Here is a 15874-nt window from a genome sequence, read left to right as displayed (position 1 = left end):
ATGCTCGAACACAGCTTTTCGAACGGATCTTCGAACGTGATGGACCTTTCTTAGCAGGTGCCGTCGAATCCTGTCCAGACTCGGTCGAACACATGTTTGAAAGGCTCGGCCTCGTGGCCTACGGTGGGAGGAGCACCGGGCCTCCGCCCAGCTGCCGCCCTCCCGGCGGGAACACTGCATCTGATTGCATCGTGCCGAGGGGGTCCGACAGTTCTCGGCGGACCCGGCGCCGGACGGGTGGAAGAGGCCGTGGCGCAGCGCGCGGGCGGCGATCAGGGAGGCAGGACGGATGGCACCACGGACGAAGGCGGCCAAGGGGCTCACGGCGCGCCAGAAGAGGATCCTCGAGACAATCCAGCGTTCCGTCCAGCACGTCGGGTACCCGCCGTCCATGCGCGAGATCGGGGACACGGTGGGCCTCGCGAGCCTGTCCAGCGTGACCCACCAGCTCACCCAGCTCGAGAAGCTGGGCTACCTGCGCCGCGACCCGAAGCGGCCCCGCGCGATGGAGGTCCTCATGCCGCTCACGCTCGACGAGGGCGAGCTCAGCATGGCCGGCGAGGTCCCGGCCGGGCTGCGCGGCGTGGACGGTGTCCCGGTCGAGGAGATGGCCGGGGCCGCGGACACCGCGATGGTCCCGCTCGTCGGCCGGATCGCCGCGGGCGGCCCCATCCTCGCCGACCAGGTCGTCGAGGACGTCATGCCCCTCCCCCGCCAGCTCGTGGGGTATGGCGAGCTCTTCATGCTGCGTGTCAAGGGCGACTCGATGATCGACGCCGCCATCTGCGACGGCGACTGGGTCGTCGTCCGCCGTCAGGGCAGCGCCGAGAACGGCGACATCGTCGCGGCCCTCCTCGACGACGAGGCCACGGTCAAGACCTTCCGCCAGCGGGACGGGCACACGTGGCTGCTGCCGCAGAACACGCGCTACGAGCCGATCCTCGGCGACCACGCCACGGTCATGGGCAAGGTCGTCTCGGTCCTGCGCTCCGTCTGATCCCGCTCCCCGAGAACCTCTTCCCCGAGGACCCGCTCAGCCGGCCGCGGCGAGGCGCTCGAGCGCGCTGAGCACGACCTTGCGGTCGGTCGTGCCCCACAGCGGGGGCAGCGCCCCGCGCAGGAACCCGCCGTAGCGCTCGGTCGCGAGGCGCGAGTCCAGCACGGCAACGACGCCGCGGTCCGCCGTCGAGCGGATGAGCCGCCCCGCGCCCTGCGCGAGCCGTACGGCCGCGTGCGTCGCGGAGACCGACATGAAGCCGTTCCCGCCCGCCTGCGCGACGGCGCGGGAGCGCGCCGTCATGAGCGGGTCGTCGGGCCGCGGGAACGGGATCCGGTCGATCACCACGAGGCGGCACGAGGGGCCGGGCACGTCCACGCCCTGCCATAGCGACATCGTCCCGAACAGGCACGTGTCCGGCTCGGCCGCGAACTGCTTGACGAGCGCGCTCATCGACGAGTCGCCCTGGCACAGGATCTCCGTCTCGAGCCGGCCCCGGAGCTCGTCGGCCGCCTCCTCGGCGGCCCGGCGCGAGGAGAACAGGCACAGCGCCCCGCCCCGGGACGCGCGCAGGAGCGCCTCGAGCTCGTCGAGCGCCTCGGGCGAGACGCCGCGGCCCGGCTTGGGCAGGTGCCGCGCGACGTAGAGCATGCCCTGTTTCGGGTAGTCGAACGGGGAACCGACGTCGACCCCCGTCCAGCTCGGCGCGCCGGGGCCGAGCAGGCCCAGCCCCCCGGCCGTGGGCTCGAACGCCGAGCCGATCGCGAGGGTCGCGCTCGTGAGCACGACCGTGCGGTCGGCGAAGAGCCCGTCGCGAAGCCTTCCGCCCACGCTCAGCGGGGCGATGTTGAGCATTGCCGGGGCGTCCTCGTCCGGCGGCGCGTAGCCGGCGACGGGGTCGAAGGTCCCGGCGCGCGTGACCCAGACGACCTCCCTGTTCGCCTCGGCGTCCAGGATCCGCTCGCACACGTCCACGAGCGCGGCGAGCCGGGAGCGCGCGACCTGCCGCCCGCCGTCGGCCGTGTTCTGCCCCTCGCCCGGTTTCGACTCCGACAGGGCGACTCGGCACGCGTCCCGCACGAGCGCGACGTCCTGCGCCTGCTCCTCGGTGAGCCCGCGCGCGAGCAGCCCGGTCGGCGCGGAGGCGAGCGAGAGCTCGAGGCCGGCGGCCGCGGCGTGGATGGCCTCCACACCGATCCCGCAGTGCTTGCGCGCGCTCGAGGCCGCGGCCGTGACCATGGCGGCCGAGAGCTGGGCGCTCACGGCGCCCGTGACGCGGTCGGCGAGCTCATGCGCCTCGTCGACGACCACGACGTCGTGCTCCGGCAGGACGTTCAGGCCCTCGAAGGCGTTGATCGCGAGCAGCGCGTGGTTCGTCACGACGATGTCCGCCTCGGCGCCGCGCTGGCGCGCGAGCTCGCTGAAGCACTCTGCCGCGAAGGGGCAGCGCTGGGCGCCGAGGCACTCGAGCGCCGAGACGGACACCTGCCGCCAGGCGCGGTCGGACACGCCCGGGACGAGCTCGTCCCGGTCTCCGGTCTCCGTCTCCTCGGCCCACTCGCGCAGCCGCTTGACCTCGCGGCCCAGCTGCGACGTCGGCGCGGCGGCCGGGTGGACGACGCCGGCCTCCTCGCCGAGGCTGAAGAGCGCGCCGTCCGCCGGGTCGTCGGTCGGGAAGCCGCCCTCGAGCTTGTGCCGGCACAGGTAGTTGGAGCGGCCCTTGACGAGGGCGACGTCGACGGGCCGGTCGAGCTGCGGGGTGATCGCCTCGAGCAGCCGCGGGAGGTCCCGGCCCACGATCTGGGCCTGGAGCGCGAGCGTCGCGGTCGCGACGACGGCGGGACGATCGCTGTGCTGGGCGTGCGCGATGAGTGGGACGAGGTACGCGAGCGACTTGCCCGTGCCCGTGCCCGCCTGGACGAGCAGGTGCTCGCCCTCCTCGATGGCGCGCGCGACCTGCCGGGCCATCTCGTGCTGGCCCTCGCGCTGTGCGCCCCCCATGGCCGCGACGGCGGCGTCCAGGAGGCGCACGGCGAGACGTTCGGCGTCGGCCGCGGGCACAGCGTCGGCCGGGGGCACAGCGTCGGCCGGGGTCAAGGCGTCGGCCGGCGCCGGGGCGGGCGCCCCGGCAGCACCGGTCCCGGCCTCAGCCATCGACGGTGAACGGCGCGAGCTCGGCGGCCATCTCCTCGCGGACCACGGCCTCGACGCGCGTGCCCTCCTCGGCGTGCTCGATCGAGCGGATCTCCGCGCTCGACTCGTGCAGCCGGTTGAGCACGTCGCCGCGGCTGTACGGCACGAGCAGGGTCAGGACGACGTCGGGGCGCGGGATCGCCTCGCTGATCGCCTGCCGCAGCTCCTCGATGCCCTGGCCCGTGCGGGCCGAGACGACGACGTGGTTCCGCTCGCGCCGCCGCAGCCCCTCGAGCACGATCGGGTCGGCGGCGTCGGCCTTGTTGAGCACGATGATCTCGGGCACCTTGCGCGCGTCGACCTCGGAGAAGACCTCCCGCACGGCGGCGATCTGCCCCTCGGGGTCGGGGTGCGAGGCGTCGACGACGTGCAGGATGAGGTCGGCGTCCGCGACCTCCTCGAGCGTGGACCGGAAGGCCTCGACGAGCTGCGTCGGCAGCGAGCGGACGAACCCGACCGTGTCGGCGAGCGTGTAGGGGAGCCCATCCGGCGTCTCGGCCCGGCGCACGGTCGGGTCGAGGGTCGCGAAGAGGGCGTTCTCGACGAGCACGCCCGCGTCCGTGAGCCGGTTCAGGAGCGAGGACTTGCCCGCGTTGGTGTAGCCGGCGATGGCGACCGAGGGCACCTCGTTGCGCTTGCGGTTGGCCCGCTTCGTCTCGCGCGCCGGCTTCATGCCGGCGATCTCGCGGCGCAGCTTGGCCATGCGCGTGCGGATGCGGCGCCGATCGAGCTCGATCTTGGTCTCGCCGGGACCGCGGGAGCCGATGCCGCCGCCCGCGGCGCCGACGCGGCCACCGGCCTGGCGGGACATCGATTCGCCCCAGCCGCGCAGGCGCGGGAGCAGGTACTCGAGCTGCGCGAGCTCGACCTGCGCCTTGCCCTCGCGGCTCTTGGCGTGCTGGGCGAAGATGTCGAGGATGAGCGCGGTCCGGTCGATGACCTTGACCTTGACGATGTCCTCGAGGCCACGGCGCTGGGACGGGGCGAGCTCGGAGTCCACGATCACGGTGTCCGCGCCTGTCGCGGCGACGATGTCGCGCAGCTCGAGCGCCTTGCCCGAGCCGACGAACGTGCCCGGGTCCGGCTTGACGCGGCGCTGCACGACGCCGTCGAGCACCTCCGAGCCGGCGGTCTCGGCGAGCGCGGCCAGCTCCCGGAGCGAGTTCTCCGCGTCCTCGAGCGTGCCCTCGGTCCACAACCCCGCCAGCACGACGCGCTCGAGGCGCAGCTGCCGGTACTCGACCTCGGTGACGTCCTCGAGCTCCGTCGAGAGGCCGGCGACGCGGCGCAGGGCGCGCCGCTCATCCAGGTCCCGCTGCTCGCCGTCGTAGTCGCCGTGCTCGGTCGTCAGGTCTGAGATCGCGAGGGCGCGGCCCCCGACGCCGCCCCTGCGGGAGCCGCTCCCGTCGCCGGTGCCGTCGTCCGAGGACCGGCCGTCGTCCGCGGATCCGCCGCGGTCGGGCCGCCCGGCGCCCTTGGCCGCCGCGGCCTCCTCCTTGGCGAGGATGCGGTCGATGACGGCCTGGATGTCGGCCGGGCTGAGGTCCTGGGCGGCGCTGCCGTCGGACGGGACGCGCGGGTCGTGCTGGTTGTCGGTCATGGTCTCCTTAGCGGCGGATGCAGTTCCAGAATAGTGCGGGCGCCCGGCGCCGGCATGGTCAGAGGGAGGGGTCTGTGGAGAGACCCCTTCAGTGGGATGCGGTGTCACGCGGATGCTCCTGGGACGATGTTCTGTGCGCTGCCGGAAAGGGTGCATCGGAGCGCGGGGACGTGCGGGCGGCGGCCGGCCACGGGGGCGGCTTGGGTGCCTCGCGGCGGCGTCGTGGACGGCATGGGCCGGCGACGCCGTGGCGTCAGATGAACAGGAACATGCGTTCCAGTGTACCGGACGCCCCCGGCTGCCTAGCCCCGGCTGCCTAGCCCCGGCTGCCTAGCCCCCGGCTGCGGCCCCGGCGCGCCGGGGGGCATCGGCCGTGACCGGCGGTCGGGTGTGCCGGGGCCGGGCACTACGCTGGATGCCTATGGAGCCAGCGCACTACTTCAACGCCGAGCCGGGCGTCCCCGACGTGAGGCGGCCGCTCGCCGTCGTGCTCGAGGGGCGCGAGCTCACCCTGCGCACGTCGGCGGGCATCTTCAGCCCCGACGGCGTCGACAAGGGCACGGCTGTGCTGCTGGCCGAGGCCCCGGACCCGGCTCCGGAGGGGAACCTGCTGGACATCGGCTGCGGCTGGGGGCCGATCGCCCTGACCCTCGCGATGCGCTCCCCGGGCGCGCGAGTGTACGCGGTGGACGTCAACACGCGCAGCCTCTCGCTGACCGAGGAGAACGCCCGGCTCGCGGGCCTCGGCAACGTCCACGCGTCCCTGCCGGAGGACCTCGACCCCTCCCTGCGGTTCGCGACCATCTGGTCCAACCCGCCCATCCGGATCGGCAAGCAGGCCCTGCACGGGCTCCTCCTGCTCTGGCTTCCGCGGCTCGAGGCGGGCGGGGAGGCGTGGCTCGTCGTGCAGAAGAACCTCGGCGCGGACTCCCTCGCCCGGTGGCTCGCCGAGGAGCTCGGGGACGCGTACGACGTCGACCGGCCGGCGACGTCTAAGGGCTTCCGCGTGCTCCGGGTCACCCGCCGGAGCTGACGCGCCAAGGCGCGCCCGCTCCTTCCCCTCGCCGCGGATCCGTACTAAGACGGGAAGCGTACTGAGACCGGAAGCCGTACCGATCCGTGAGGGGCAGTCCATGCGTCTGAACAACATCGCCATCCCCGTGTCCGACCTCGCCTCCGCCAAGGCCCTGTACTCGACGCTGCTCGGCGCCGAGCCGTACGTCGACGAGCCGTACTACGTCGGCTTCAAGACCGACTCGGTCGAGGTGGGCCTCGACCCGAGCGGCCACCGTGCCGGGCATACGGGACCCGTGGCGTACTGGGCCGTCGAGGACCTGCGGACCGCCCTCGAGGGGCTCGTGGCGGCGGGCGCCGAGGTCCTTGCCGAGCCGCGCGACGTGGGCGGCGGGCGGCTCGTCGCGAGCGTGAAGGACTCGGACGGCAACCCCTTCGGGCTCATCGAGGGCTGAGATGCGCGAGGGGTCCGTCCCGCCGGCCGGCGGGACGGACCCCTCATGCTTCAGCGTCAGGCTCAGCCGAGCGTGCCGTGGGCGACGATGACGGCGGGGCCGGAGAGCTCCACGTGCTCGCGGCCCCCGGACCCGGGCACGAACGCGACGCCGACCGTGCCGCCGGGGACCACCACGTTCCATCGGTCGGGGGCGCCCGCGCCTGCCCAGTGCCGGATGGCGACGGCGGCGGCGCACGCGCCGGTCCCGCAGGACTGCGTCTCGCCGACGCCGCGCTCGTGCACGCGCATCGTGATGGTCCCGACACCGCCGGAGACGAGCGGCTCGGCGGGGACGACGAACTCGACGTTCGTCCCGTGCGGCGGCACCGGGTCGACGGCGGGCGCCGTGTGCAGGCCGAGCCCGGCCAGCTCGGCGTCCGTGGCGAGGGCCACCACGGTGTGCGGGTTGCCCATGCTCACGCTCAGGGCGGGGCGCGGGACGTCGAGCCCGACGGCCGTGACGAGCGAGTCGCCGGCGTCGGCCTCGGCCTGGGCCGGGAAGATGAACTCCCACGGGCCCATGTCCACCGCGAAGCCGCCGTCGCGGCGCTCGATCCGCTTCACGCCGGCGCGCGTGCCGATGGCGAGGATCTCCCCCGGCGCGAGCTCGACGAGGCCCTGGTCGAGCAGGAACGCGACGAACGCCCGCACGCCGTTGCCGCACATCTCGGAGAGCGAGCCGTCAGCGTTGCGGTAGTCCATGAACCACTCGGCCGCGGGCTCCTCGGCGAGGACGGCCCGCCCCTCGGGGAGCTCCGCGGAGCGGATGGCGCGGATGAGCCCGTCGGCGCCGAGGCCCAGATGCCGGTCGCACAGGGCCGCGGCCTCGGCCTCGCCGAGCACCCGCTCGCCCGCGGGGTCGGCGACGAGGACGAAGTCGTTCCCGGTGCCGTGGCCCTTGGCGAACGGCAGTCCCGCGAGCTGCGCGAGGACGGCGGCGCGCTGCGCGGGCGCGGTGGAGGGCGAGGAGGTCGCGGCGGGGGAGCTCATGGGTCCAGCCTACCGGCCGCGTCTCGGGCGTCGGCGTTGACGGCTGCCCGGCGCTGGGCCTCGTCGGCGGCGCGCACGATGTCGAGCGCCCGCCCGGGCGTGTCCGGCGCGAGCGCGTCGAGCCAGTGCACGCGGGGGTCGGCGCGGAACCACGTGAGCTGCCGGCGCGCGAACTGCCGCGTCGCGACGATCGTCTCCTCCGCGGCCTGCTCGACGGTCGACTCCCCGTCGAGGACGCGCAGGAACTGGCCGTAGCCGAGTGCGCGTGACGCTGTCCTGCCCTCCCGGAGCCCCGCCGCGGCGAGCCGGGCCACCTCGGCGGCCAGGCCGGCGTCGACCATGCGGTGCACGCGCTCGGCGAGCCGGGCGTGCAGGACTGGGCGGTCCAGGTCGAGGCCGATCTGGACCGCCGGCGCGGCGTACTGCCGTTCCGGCATGAAGGAGCTGAACGGCCGCCCCGTGAGCTCGTGGACCTCGAGGGCTCGGATGATCCGGCGCAGGTCGCCGAGGCGGTCGGCCGAGACCGGGTCGACCTCGCGGAGGCGCGCCCGCAGGGGCCCCGGCCCGTCCCGCTCGGCCTCGGCCTCGAGCCGGGCCCGCACGGTGCGGTCGGTGCCGGGGAACTCGAGGACGTCGAGGGCCGCGCGCACGTACAGGCCCGAGCCGCCCACGAGGATGGCCCGCCGCCCGCGGGCGTGGATGCCGGCGATGGCCTCCCTTGCCCAGCTTTGGAACGCCGAGACGCTCGCCTCCTCGCGCACGTCGAGGACGTCCAGGAGGTGGTGGGGCACGCCCCGGCGCTCCGCGGGCGCGATCTTGGCCGTGCCGATGTCCATGCCCCGGTAGAACTGGAGCGCGTCGGCGTTCACGACCTCGCCGCCTAGAGCCAGGGCGAGCTCGACCGCGAGGTCGGACTTGCCCGAGCCCGTGGGCCCGACGACGGCGATCACCGGCGGACGCGGGTCGCCCGGGACGGTCGTTGGCTCGGTCCGGGCCGGCTCGCCGGCCGGCGGCATGGCAGCAGCCCGCGGGGGGCCGCCGTCGGACTCCGGGTGCTGGAGCGCCACGGGCGCTAGCGCGCGCGGACGGGCAGCGCGGGCATCCCGAGGGACACGCCCCGGCGGCCCTGGCCGGCGGACGCTGCCGGCGCCGCGGGCATGCCGCACGACTCGGCCTGCGCACGGTCCCAAGCGTCGCCCGCGCGGGAGCGGCGCAGGGCGTACTCGGCCGGGCCCGACGGGTCGGCGATGAGGTGGAACGGTGCCGCGGCCGTCACGGCCACGGTCACGAGGTCGCCCGGCCGGGGCGCCTCGGCGCCCTCGGGGACGGAGAAGTGGACGAGGCGGTTGTCGCGGGCGCGGCCCGAGAGCCGGTGCGTCTCCCCCGCCTTGCGGCCGGCCTGCGCCGTGGCCATGACCTCAATCGTGCGGCCGACCTGGCGCGCGTTCTCCTCGGCCGCGATCCGGTCCTGGAGCGCGATGAGGCGCTCGTAGCGCCCCTGGACCACGGCCTTGGGCAGTTGGTCCGGCAGGTCCGCCGCCGGGGTCCCGGGGCGCTTGGAGTACTGGAAGGTGAACGCGCTGGCGAAGCGGGAGCGCTCGACGACGTCGAGCGTCGCCTGGAAGTCCTCCTCGGTCTCGCCCGGGAAGCCGACGATGATGTCGGTCGTGATCGCGGCGTCCGGGATGGCCGCGCGCACGCGGTCGAGGATCCCGAGGAACTTCGCGGAGCGGTAGGAGCGGCGCATCTCGCGCAGGACCCGGTCCGAGCCGGACTGGAGCGGCATGTGCAGCTGGGGCATGACGTTGGGCGTCTCGGCCATCGCCTCGATGACGTCGTCCGTGAACGCGGCGGGGTGGGGGCTCGTGAAGCGGACGCGCTCCAGGCCCTCGATCTCGCCGCACGCGCGCAGGAGCTTGCCGAAGGCGAGGCGGTCGCCGAACTCGACGCCGTAGGAGTTGACGTTCTGGCCGAGCAGCGTTACCTCGATGGCGCCGTCGTCCACGAGGGCCTGCACCTCGGCGAGGATGTCCCCGGGCCGGCGGTCGCGCTCCTTGCCGCGCAGGCTCGGGACGATGCAGAACGTGCACGTGTTGTTGCAGCCGACCGAGATGGACACCCAGCCGCTGTAGGCGGAGTCCCGCTTCGTGGGCAGGGTCGAGGGGAAGACCTCGAGGGACTCGAGGATCTCGAGCTGGGCGGCCTCGTTGTGCCGGGCCCGCTCGAGGAGCGCCGGGAGGGCGCCGACGTTGTGCGTGCCGAACACCGCGTCGACCCACGGCGCCTTCGCGAGGATCGTGTCGCGGTCCTTCTGGGCGAGGCAGCCGCCGACGGCGATCTGCATCCCGGGGTGGCGCTCCTTGACCGGGCGGAGCTGGCCCAGATGGCCGTACAGGCGGTTGTCCGCGTTCTCGCGGACCGCGCACGTGTTGAAGACGACGACGTCCGGCTCAGACCCGCCCTCGGCGCGGACGTAGCCGGCGGCCTCGAGCAGGCCGGACATGCGCTCGGAGTCGTGGACGTTCATCTGGCAGCCGAAGGTGCGCACCTCGTAGCTGCGCGGCCGGGCCGGGGTGCCGCCCAGGGCGCGGGCGGTGCTCTCGTCGATCGTGGAACTCACCCATCAAGGGTACCCGGGAGTCAATACCAGCCGAGGCTCTCGGAGTGCGCCCACGCGGTGCACGGGCTGCCGTAGCGGCTCCTGATGTAGCCGAGGCCCCACGTGATCTGCGTCCGGTAGTTCGTGAGCCAGTCGGGACCGGCCGTCGAGTACTTCGAGGGCGGGAGGGCCTGCGGGATGCCGTACGCGCCGCTGTAGGGATTGGTCGCGTCGGTGAGCCAGTTCGACTCGCGGTTCCAGAGCCAGACGAGGCACGCGTACTCTCCCCCGCCCCAGCCGTAGGCGGGGAGCTGGGCGGCGGCGTAGGACTTCGCTCCGGCCGGGTCGTTCACCACGCCGCCGACGCCGGGACTTCCCGCCGGCGGCTGTGGCGCGGGCGGCTGGGGCACCAGACCAGGAGCTGGGGCCGGAGGCTGTTGGGGCGGCGGGGCCGGAGCCTGGCCAGCAGGGGGCGGGGCCTGGCCGCCGCCCGGCCTCGCCCCGGCGGGGGCCTGCGGCTCGGCGGGGCCCGGCGCCTGGGCAGGCCCCTGTCCTTGGGAGCCGGCCTGGCCCTGAGTGCCGCCCGGTGCCTGAGCCGCGGCCCGTGCAGCGGCCTCCTCGGCCGCACGGCGCCTGGCCTCCTGGGCGGCGGCGTATGCGGCGAGGGCGTCCTGGCCCTCCCGGTAGCCGGCCTCGGCGGCGGCCGCCGTCGCGTCGAGCTCGGCGAGCTGGGCACGGAGCGTGGCCGACTGGCCCTGGGTCGTGGCCACGGCGTCCTGGGCGCTCCGCTGGGCCGTCCGGGCGTCCGCGAGCCGCTCGCCGGCCTCGGCGGACCGGCGGGAGAGCTCCTCCTCGGCGGCTCGGGACTGGTCCTCGGCCGCCGACGCCGTGTTGGCCGCCGCATGGTAGGCGGCCACGGTGCGGGCCGCGTTGTTGCCGAGGGCCTCGAGCGTGCTGAGGCGGCTGAGCCCGTCGGCGTCACCGAGGACGGCGAGGGCATCGAGCGCCCCCATCGTCGATCCCCCCTTGTAGGCCGTGGACGCGATGCGGCCCGCGGCCCGGCGGCTGGCCTCCCGCTCGCCGACTCGCCGCTCGCGCTCCCGGGCAAGGGCGTCGACCTCCGCCTGCTGGTCGCGCACCGCCTGCTCGGCCCTCGCGTACGCGGCGGCCGCGCCCACCGCGGCCTGCGACGCCTCAGCTGCAGCTGTCTCGACCGTACCCAGGAGCGCGGTGATCCGCTCGACCTGGACGCGTGTGGCATCGGCGCTGCCCTTCGCGGCCTCGACCTCCGCCCACGTCGGGAATCCCGACGGCGGGGCGTCCTCCGCGGAGGCCGCGGGCACGAGGCCGCCCATGGCGAGCACCCAGCCGAGCGAGGCGCCGGCGAGGGCCACGACCCCCCGACGCGCACGGCGTGGGCGAGGGGCTCGGCGCGGGCGCATGATCAGGAGTATCGATGGAGCACTCCTGCCCCGTCTACCCCATGAGCCACATCAGTCGCCGTCGCTGCCATCCTCCGGACACGTCGGATACTCCGCCGCTGGGCCGGCGGTCGCCTCGAGGACCTGGGCGGCGAGCCGGAAGGCGCTGCCCGGGGAGTGGCCCTTGCGGGCCAGCATGCCGACGAGCCGCCTCAGCTCCTTGTCCCGGGCGGCGGGATCCTCGGGGTCGATGCGCCGGACGCGGCGCTCGAGCAGGCGGAGCGCGGCCTCCTCCTCGGCGTCAGGGCTCAGCTCGTCAAGGGCAGCCTCCGCCGCCTCGCCGCGGATGCCCTTCTCGCCGAGCTCGCGCCGCAGGGCGGGTCGGGCCAGCGACTTGCCCGGGCCACGGCTCCGCACCCACTGGCGCGCGAACTCGGCATCGTCGACGAGGCCGACGTCCTCGAACCGGTCCAGGAGGGCCGCGGCGAGCTCGTCCGGCACGCTCCGGTCGCGGAGCTTCCGCTCGAGCTGCGCGCGGCTCCGCGGCCCGAGCGTGAGCTGGCGCAGGAGGATCGCCCGGGCGACCGACTCGGGGTCGGCCTCCGGGTCCTCCTCGGGCGGCGGGGGCTGCCGGTCAGTCCCCGTCAACGGCCTTCAGGCGGGGCTGCTCCTCTGCGGCGGCCTTGACGCCGACGCCGAGCTTCTCCTTGATGAGGCGCTCGAGCTCGTCCGCCAGCTCGGGATTGTCGCGCAGGAAGCGCCGCGAGTTCTCCATGCCCTGGCCGAGCTGGTCGCCGTCGTAGGTGAACCACGACCCCGACTTCTTGATGATGCCGTGCTCGACGCCCATGTCGATGATCCCGCCCTCGCGCGAGATGCCGTGGCCGTAGATGATGTCGAACTCGGCCTGCTTGAAGGGCGGGGCCATCTTGTTCTTGACGATCTTGGCCTTGGTCCGGTTCCCGACCGAGTCGGCGCCCTCCTTGAGGGTCTGGATGCGGCGGATGTCGATGCGGACCGAGGCGTAGAACTTGAGCGCCTTGCCACCGGTGGTTGTCTCGGGCGAGCCGAAGAACACGCCGATCTTCTCGCGCAGCTGGTTGATGAAGATCGCGGTGGTCTTGGTCTGGTTGAGACGGCCCGCGACCTTGCGCAGCGCCTGGCTCATGAGGCGGGCCTGGAGGCCGACGTGGCTGTCGCCCATCTCGCCCTCGATCTCGGCGCGGGGGACGAGCGCGGCGACCGAGTCGATGACGATGATGTCGAGGGACCCGGAGCCCACGAGCATGTCCATGATCTCGAGGGCCTGCTCGCCCGTGTCGGGTTGGGAGACGAGGAGGGCGTCGGTGTCGACGCCGAGCTTCGCCGCGTAGTCAGGGTCAAGCGCGTGCTCGGCGTCGATGAACGCCGCGATGCCGCCGTTGCGCTGGGCGTTCGCCACGGCGTGGAGCGCCACAGTCGTCTTACCTGAGGACTCCGGGCCGTAGATCTCGATGATGCGGCCGCGGGGCAGGCCGCCGATGCCGAGGGCGACGTCGAGCGCGATCGAGCCGGTGGGGATGATCTCCACCGGGGCGCGCGTGTCGTCGCCGAGGCGCATGATCGAGCCCTTGCCGAACTGCTTGTCGATCTGGGCGAGCGCCGCCTCGAGGGCCTTCTCGCGCTCTGGCGAAACTGCCATGGTCCACCTCCGGGATCCGATTGTCGTCGGCGGGGCACCTGTCCGGCCCGCCATGTCCTCCACGCCGCTACGCTACCGGCGCCCACCGACAGCCGTCGCGGCCATCTGCCCCTCTGTGGACAACTCCCCCGTGCCCACGGCGGATTGCGCCGTGAAGAAGCTCTGTGGAGGACATTACCGTGCCCCCGAACACATCTTCGAATCCGTCGCGGCGTGTCGCGGAACTGCCCCAAGCGCGGACTGGCCAGGGCGGTCTGCCTCGGTCGCGGAACTTCCTAGTCGCGGATGGGCCGGTCGCGCCCGAGCCGCCGCTCGGCGGGGACATCCTGCAGGTCGCAGACGGCGATCCAGACCTCGCGCGGGTGCACGCCGGCGCGCAGCGCCTCGTCCGCGGTCCGCCCCCCGACGGCGGCGAGGACGGCCGAGGAGGCGAGGACGTGGGCATAGCCCGACCCGAACTCGTCCTCCATGAGCCGCCAGAAGTCGCTGTTCCGCACCGTCCCATTCTCCCACGCCAGGACTGGCCCCCCTGCCCAGCGCGTGCCCGGGAGGACTGCGCCGCCGCGCGCCTATGATGGGAGCCATGCCCTCCCCCGACCAGCTCGACGCTGCCCTCCAGGAGATCGAGGAGCAGCTCGGCCTCCTGTGGCGTCGCGGCCGGGCCGCGTCCCTGTCCCTCGCGCGCACGCTGCACCCCGAGCTCGACCCCGCGGGGTACGGGCTGCTCGCGATCCTGCACCGCGAGGGGCCCCTGCGCGTGACCGACCTCGCGGCGGCCGTCGGCGTCGGCAAGCCCACCGTGAGCCGGCAGGTGGCCCTCCTCGAGGAGCTGGGGCTCGTGGGCAAGGAGCCCGACCCGCACGACGGGCGCGCCTCCATCCTCTCGCTCACCGAGGCGGGCACTGAACACGTGGACACCTTCCGGCGGCGCCGGCACGCCTTCTTCCGCGAGGCCCTCGGGACGTGGGAGCCGGGCGAGGTCGACGCCCTCGCCCGCTACCTCAACCGGCTCAACGAGGCCCTCGCCGCCGAGCGGCCGACGGAACGCCGCGCCCCCGGGGAGCCTTCCGGAGCCTGACGGGAGCTCGGGCCGAGATCACAACGGCGGCGGGGCCGGGCACTGTGCGTGCCCGGCCCCGCCGGTGTCTGGTTCGGGGGCGATCAGCTGAGGCTGCTCAGCTGGGCGTCCAAGTCGTTGGGGAGGCCCCGGCCGTACCGCTGGGCGAACTCCTGCGGAACGGTGTCCGGGATCGTGATTCCTTCGGCCACTGCCACGCGGTCGCTGACCTCGCGGAGCATGACCGACAGCGGCACGTCCAGTGCGGCGCAGATCGAGGAGAGAAGCTCCGACGATGCTTCCTTCTGGCCCCGCTCCACTTCGCTCAGGTAGCCCAGGGAAACGCGGGCGTTGTGCGAGACTTCACGGAGCGTGCGGCCCTGGCGCTGGCGGACGTCACGCAGGACGTCTCCAATCTCATGACGCAGAACAACCATCGTGCGCTCCTTCTGTTCCTGCTTCGTGCTGCCAGCCAGGCCCGCATCGCGCCAGCGGACTACTCCATTGACGGACACGGGCTGCTTAACCATGTGTATCGACGCGCTCCTCATCATGGGTGCCCCGCGCGCGGGGCTCCGGTCTGACTCATCTTAGTGATGCCGTCGGTGGATGACGACACTATCCACAACTGCTGTGATGGGATCTTTGTTCCCCGGCCGGGGCCTGGCGCAAACGATTCACAGGGGGCTCCCAGCTTCGGCGGCCTTGGGGAAGGCTGTCAGGGCGTGTCGCCGCGCACGGCGCCGAGGAGCGCGGAGAGCGCTGCGCGGGTCGCCGCCGCCCGGATCTCCGCCCGGCTTCCGGCGAAGAGGTGCTCGGAGACACTCGATCCGGCCGGACCGGCGACGGCCACGAACACCGTCCCGACCGGCTTGCCGTCGTGCGGCTCGGGTCCCGCCGCCCCCGTTGTCGCGACGGCGTAGTCGGCCCCGAGCGACTCCCGGGCACCGTGGGCCATCGCCCGCGCCACCTCCGGATCGACCGAGCCGGCCTCGGCCAGGAGCCCCTCGGGGACGCCGAGGAGGCTGGCCTTGACCTCGCTCGCGTAGCTCACGATCCCGCCGCGCAGCATCGCCGAGGCGCCCGGCACCTCCGCGAGGGCGGCCGCTACCTGGCCGGCGGTGAGCGACTCGGCGGTGCCCGCCGTCAGCCCGCGGGCGACGAACTCGGCGACGACCTCGGCGGGCCCCACGCCCGCTGTGCTGCCGTTGTCGGCCATCTCAGCCCGCCGCCCCGCGCGCTGCGGCGCGCAGCCGCAGCGCCTTGACCACGTAGTCCACGCCCGTCGCGACCGTCACGGCCACGGCGGCGAGCATGACCGCGAACGCGACCGCGGGCACGGCCGGCGCGATGTCCCGCAGGGGCAGGAGGTACAGGCCCAGGGCCACGGTCTGGAGGACCGTCTTGAGCTTGCCGCCCGGCGAGGCGGGCATGACGCCGTAGCGGATGACGACGAAGCGCAGCGCCGTGATGCCCCATTCCCGCGCGAGGATCACGATCGTGATCCACCACGGGAGCTCGCCGAGCAGCGAGAGCAGCACGAGCGCGGACCCCGTCAGGAGCTTGTCGGCGATCGGGTCGGCAATCTTGCCGAAGTCGGTCACGAGGTTGCGGGCGCGCGCGATCTGCCCGTCGAGCTGGTCGGTGTACATCGCGACGGCGAAGGCGAGCACCGCGAGCCACCGGAGGGGCCCCTGCTCGGAGCCGTCCGCAGCCATGAACCAGATGAACACCGGGACGAGGGCGATCCGGAACATCGTGAGGATGTTCGGCAGGTTCCAGAGCTGGCTCGGCGGGGCAGACGGCGGTGGGGTCACCGGTTCAGC

At 73.8% G+C, this 15874-nt stretch carries 16 protein-coding genes; 4 read left to right on the top strand and 12 right to left on the bottom strand.

Annotated elements, in window-relative coordinates; translation table 11 throughout:
* Nucleotides 1-289: 289 nt before the first annotated feature.
* Nucleotides 290-997, top strand: coding sequence for a transcriptional repressor LexA (lexA, locus tag ACUYMY_RS06910; protein ID WP_481702867.1), 708 nt, complete (start codon nt 290-292; stop codon nt 995-997).
* Nucleotides 998-1033: 36 nt separating this feature from the next.
* Here the strand turns inward: lexA and ACUYMY_RS06905 are convergent, their stop codons facing one another.
* Together ACUYMY_RS06905 and hflX are read right to left on the bottom strand one after the other, a co-directional pair.
* Nucleotides 1034-3151 (bottom strand): ATP-dependent DNA helicase, encoded by a 2118-nt coding sequence (locus tag ACUYMY_RS06905; protein ID WP_481702866.1) that lies wholly within the window; start codon nt 3149-3151, stop codon nt 1034-1036.
* Nucleotides 3144-4790: a GTPase HflX gene (hflX, locus tag ACUYMY_RS06900; RefSeq protein WP_481702865.1), complete on the bottom strand. Its 1647-nt coding sequence runs from the start codon at nt 4788-4790 to the stop codon at nt 3144-3146. The genes ACUYMY_RS06905 and hflX overlap by 8 nt, the downstream gene beginning before the upstream one ends.
* 421 nt (nt 4791-5211) lie before the next feature.
* Here hflX and ACUYMY_RS06895 point away from each other — a divergent pair, with 421 nt between their 5' ends.
* Together ACUYMY_RS06895 and ACUYMY_RS06890 are read left to right on the top strand one after the other, a co-directional pair.
* Entirely contained in the window at nt 5212-5823 is a 612-nt protein-coding gene (locus ACUYMY_RS06895; RefSeq protein ID WP_481702864.1) for a class I SAM-dependent methyltransferase, read from the top strand.
* A gap of 100 nt (nt 5824-5923) precedes the next feature.
* Nucleotides 5924-6259 carry a VOC family protein gene (locus ACUYMY_RS06890; protein WP_481702863.1) on the top strand — a complete coding sequence of 112 codons (336 nt, stop codon included), beginning with the start codon at nt 5924-5926 and terminating at the stop codon, nt 6257-6259.
* Nucleotides 6260-6321: 62 nt separating this feature from the next.
* Here the strand turns inward: ACUYMY_RS06890 and dapF are convergent, their stop codons facing one another.
* From dapF to ACUYMY_RS06855, 7 genes are all read right to left on the bottom strand, one after another.
* Complete coding sequence (dapF, locus tag ACUYMY_RS06885) at nt 6322-7290, bottom strand: diaminopimelate epimerase (RefSeq protein WP_481702862.1); 969 nt, start codon at nt 7288-7290, stop codon at nt 6322-6324.
* On the bottom strand, nt 7287-8306 hold the full coding sequence (gene miaA, locus ACUYMY_RS06880; protein WP_481704989.1) for a tRNA (adenosine(37)-N6)-dimethylallyltransferase MiaA: 1020 nt from the start codon (nt 8304-8306) through the stop codon (nt 7287-7289). The genes dapF and miaA overlap by 4 nt, the downstream gene beginning before the upstream one ends.
* A 56-nt stretch (nt 8307-8362) precedes the next feature.
* Nucleotides 8363-9910, bottom strand: a complete 1548-nt coding sequence (miaB, locus tag ACUYMY_RS06875) for a tRNA (N6-isopentenyl adenosine(37)-C2)-methylthiotransferase MiaB (RefSeq protein ID WP_481702861.1) — start codon at nt 9908-9910, stop codon at nt 8363-8365.
* Nucleotides 9911-9930: 20 nt separating this feature from the next.
* The gene (locus ACUYMY_RS06870; RefSeq protein WP_481702860.1) at nt 9931-11283 is read right to left on the bottom strand and encodes an aggregation-promoting factor C-terminal-like domain-containing protein; all 1353 of its coding nucleotides are present in this window, start codon (nt 11281-11283) and stop codon (nt 9931-9933) included.
* 99 nt (nt 11284-11382) lie between these two features.
* Nucleotides 11383-11958 carry a regulatory protein RecX gene (locus tag ACUYMY_RS06865; protein WP_481702859.1) on the bottom strand — a complete coding sequence of 192 codons (576 nt, stop codon included), beginning with the start codon at nt 11956-11958 and terminating at the stop codon, nt 11383-11385.
* A complete protein-coding gene (recA, locus tag ACUYMY_RS06860; protein WP_077489212.1) occupies nt 11945-12991 on the bottom strand; it encodes a recombinase RecA in 1047 nt (348 codons plus the stop codon). The genes ACUYMY_RS06865 and recA overlap by 14 nt, the downstream gene beginning before the upstream one ends.
* A 275-nt stretch (nt 12992-13266) precedes the next feature.
* Nucleotides 13267-13488: a DUF3046 domain-containing protein gene (locus ACUYMY_RS06855; RefSeq protein WP_481702858.1), complete on the bottom strand. Its 222-nt coding sequence runs from the start codon at nt 13486-13488 to the stop codon at nt 13267-13269.
* A gap of 86 nt (nt 13489-13574) precedes the next feature.
* Between ACUYMY_RS06855 and ACUYMY_RS06850 the strand changes: the two genes are divergently transcribed.
* On the top strand, nt 13575-14069 hold the full coding sequence (locus tag ACUYMY_RS06850) for a MarR family winged helix-turn-helix transcriptional regulator (RefSeq protein WP_481702857.1): 495 nt from the start codon (nt 13575-13577) through the stop codon (nt 14067-14069).
* Between the two features lie 83 nt (nt 14070-14152).
* Here the strand turns inward: ACUYMY_RS06850 and ACUYMY_RS06845 are convergent, their stop codons facing one another.
* The 3 genes from ACUYMY_RS06845 to pgsA all read right to left on the bottom strand — a co-directional run bounded on the left by ACUYMY_RS06845 (nt 14153) and on the right by pgsA (nt 15865).
* The gene (locus ACUYMY_RS06845) at nt 14153-14578 is read right to left on the bottom strand and encodes a helix-turn-helix domain-containing protein (RefSeq protein WP_481702856.1); all 426 of its coding nucleotides are present in this window, start codon (nt 14576-14578) and stop codon (nt 14153-14155) included.
* A 188-nt stretch (nt 14579-14766) separates the two neighbouring features.
* A complete protein-coding gene (locus ACUYMY_RS06840) occupies nt 14767-15267 on the bottom strand; it encodes a CinA family protein (protein ID WP_481702855.1) in 501 nt (166 codons plus the stop codon).
* A gap of 1 nt (nt 15268) precedes the next feature.
* Nucleotides 15269-15865 (bottom strand): CDP-diacylglycerol--glycerol-3-phosphate 3-phosphatidyltransferase, encoded by a 597-nt coding sequence (gene pgsA / locus ACUYMY_RS06835; RefSeq protein ID WP_481702854.1) that lies wholly within the window; start codon nt 15863-15865, stop codon nt 15269-15271.
* Between the last annotated feature and the right edge of the window lie 9 nt (nt 15866-15874).

The sequence above is a fragment of the Sinomonas sp. T428B genome (assembly GCF_056780155.1).
The sequence above is the reverse complement of the archived record's forward strand: the minus strand, read 5'-3'. Positions and strand labels throughout refer to the sequence as shown.